The organism is Paracoccus solventivorans (assembly GCF_900142875.1).
GTDB lineage: Bacteria > Pseudomonadota > Alphaproteobacteria > Rhodobacterales > Rhodobacteraceae > Paracoccus > Paracoccus solventivorans.
This window is the reverse complement of record NZ_FRCK01000023.1, coordinates 1-1,570: the sequence shown is the minus strand read 5'-3', so window position 1 is coordinate 1,570 and position 1,570 is coordinate 1. Positions and strand designations below refer to the sequence as shown.

Here is a 1,570-nt window from a genome sequence, read left to right as displayed (position 1 = left end):
AAGGCCGATGGTTCGGGGGTTGACCTCGCGAACGTGAAGATGTCGATGAACCCGTTCGACGAGATCGCGGTGGAAGAGGCGATCCGTCTGAAGGAAAAGGGGGCGGCGTCCGAGATCGTGGTGGTGTCGATCGGCGTCAAGCAGGCGGCCGAGACCATCCGCACCGCGCTCGCCATGGGCGCCGACCGCGGCATCCTGGTGGTGGCGGCCGACGACGTGCACCAGGACATCGAGCCGCTGGCGGTGGCGAAGATCCTGGCCAAGGTGGTCGCGGAAGAACAGCCCGGGCTGGTGATCGCCGGCAAGCAGGCGATCGACAACGACATGAACGCGACCGGGCAGATGCTGTCGGCGCTGCTCGGCTGGGGGCAGGCGACCTTTGCGTCCGAAGTGGCGATCGAGGGCGATGCCGCCAAGGTCACCCGCGAGGTCGACGGCGGGCTGCAGACCATCTCGGTCAGGCTGCCGGCGGTGGTCACCGCCGATCTGCGGCTGAACGAGCCGCGCTATGCCTCGCTGCCCAACATCATGAAGGCCAAGAAGAAGCCGCTCGAGGAAAAGACCGCCGCCGACTACGGCGTCGACGTCGCCCCGCGGCTGACGGTGGTGTCGGTGCGCGAGCCCGAGGGCCGCAAGGCCGGGATCAAGGTCGGCTCGGTCGACGAGCTGGTGGCGAAGCTGAAAGAAGCGGGGGTGGTGTGATGGCGGTTCTGCTGCTGGGCGAAGTGACGGATGGGCAACTGAACCGCGACGCCACCGCCAAGGCGGTCAAGGCCCTGGCGCCGCTGGGCGAGGTGACGGTGCTCTGCGCCGGGGCCTCGGCCGCGGGCGCGGCGCAGGACGCGGCGAAGATCGCCGGCGTCGCCAAGGTGCTGGTCGCCGAGGATGCGCGCTACGGCCACCGGCTGGCCGAGCCCACCGCGGCGCTGATCGTGGCGCTGGCGGGCGATTACAGCCACATCGCGGCGCCGGCCACCACCGACGCCAAGAACGTGATGCCGCGGGTGGCGGCGCTGCTGGACGTGATGGTGATCTCGGACGTGATGGAGGTGGTCGACGCCGACACCTTCGCCCGCCCGATCTATGCCGGCAACGCCATCCAGACGGTGAAATCCTCGGACCCGAAAAAGGTGCTGACCATCCGCACCGCCAGCTTCGACGCGGCGGCCGAGGGCGGCGCGGCCGCGGTTTCCGACGCGGCGCTGGCCGAGGACCCGGGCCTGTCGTCCTGGGTCGAGGACAAGGTGGCGGCCTCGGACCGCCCCGAACTGACCTCGGCCAAGCGCATCGTCTCGGGCGGGCGCGCGGTGGGGTCCAAGGAAAACTTCGCCCTGATCGAGGCGCTGGCCGACAAGCTGGGCGCCGCGGTCGGCGCCTCCCGCGCCGCGGTCGATTCGGGCTACGCCCCGAACGACTGGCAGGTCGGGCAGACCGGCAAGGTGGTGGCGCCCGAGCTCTACATCGCCGCCGGCATCTCGGGCGCGATCCAGCACCTGGCCGGCATGAAGGACAGCAAGGTCATCGTCGCCATCAACAAGGACGAGGAAGCCCCCATCTTCCAGATCGCAGA

The 1,570-nt window shown here is 69.8% G+C and carries 2 protein-coding genes; both read left to right on the top strand.

Annotation, left to right across the window (positions count from 1 at the left end; genetic code table 11):
- Positions 1-702 (top strand): electron transfer flavoprotein subunit beta/FixA family protein (locus tag BUB57_RS16190; protein WP_073068868.1); only part of this gene is annotated, 702 nt, incomplete at its 5' end.
- On the top strand, positions 702-1,570 hold an 869-nt coding region (locus BUB57_RS16185), incomplete at its 3' end, for an electron transfer flavoprotein subunit alpha/FixB family protein (protein WP_073068867.1). The genes BUB57_RS16190 and BUB57_RS16185, both read left to right, overlap by 1 nt.